This window comes from Streptomyces beijiangensis (assembly GCF_017315755.1).
GTDB classification, from domain to species: Bacteria; Actinomycetota; Actinomycetes; order Streptomycetales; family Streptomycetaceae; genus Streptomyces; species Streptomyces beijiangensis.
This window is the reverse complement of sequence record NZ_JAFLRJ010000531.1, coordinates 1-398: the sequence shown is the minus strand read 5'-3', so window position 1 is coordinate 398 and position 398 is coordinate 1. Positions and strand designations below refer to the sequence as shown.

General features: G+C 72.9%; 1 protein-coding gene. It reads left to right on the top strand.

Annotation, left to right across the window (positions count from 1 at the left end; translation table 11 throughout):
- On the top strand, positions 1-398 hold a 398-nt coding region (locus tag J0695_RS36370), incomplete at both ends, for an aminotransferase class V-fold PLP-dependent enzyme (protein ID WP_206969042.1).

The window sequence follows — 398 nt, the reverse complement described above, 5'->3', positions numbered from 1 at the left end:
CCTCTTCGGGGACCCGTTCGGTCCATCTGGGAATTGCCGGAGCGCTTGCGGGACGTCGGCGTGTCGGACGTCATCTGGTCGTTTCGGCGGTCGAGCACTCCTCGGTGCTCCATTCGGCGGCAGCCCTGGCGGCGGCGAACGCGGAGGCGGTCACCGCGCCGGTCCTGTCCACCGCCACCTCGGTCACCGAACCGCCGTCCGCCGCCGCCCTGCGCGCGGACACCGCGCTGGCCTGTCTGCAGTCCGCCAACCACGAGGTGGGGACAGAGCAGCCCGTCGCCGAAGTTGCCGCCGCATGCCGGGCCGCGGGGGTGCCGCTGCTGGTGGACGCCGCACAGTCGCTGGCCTGGTGCCCGGTCGACGCACCCTGGTCGCTGCTCACCGCGAGTGCCCACAAA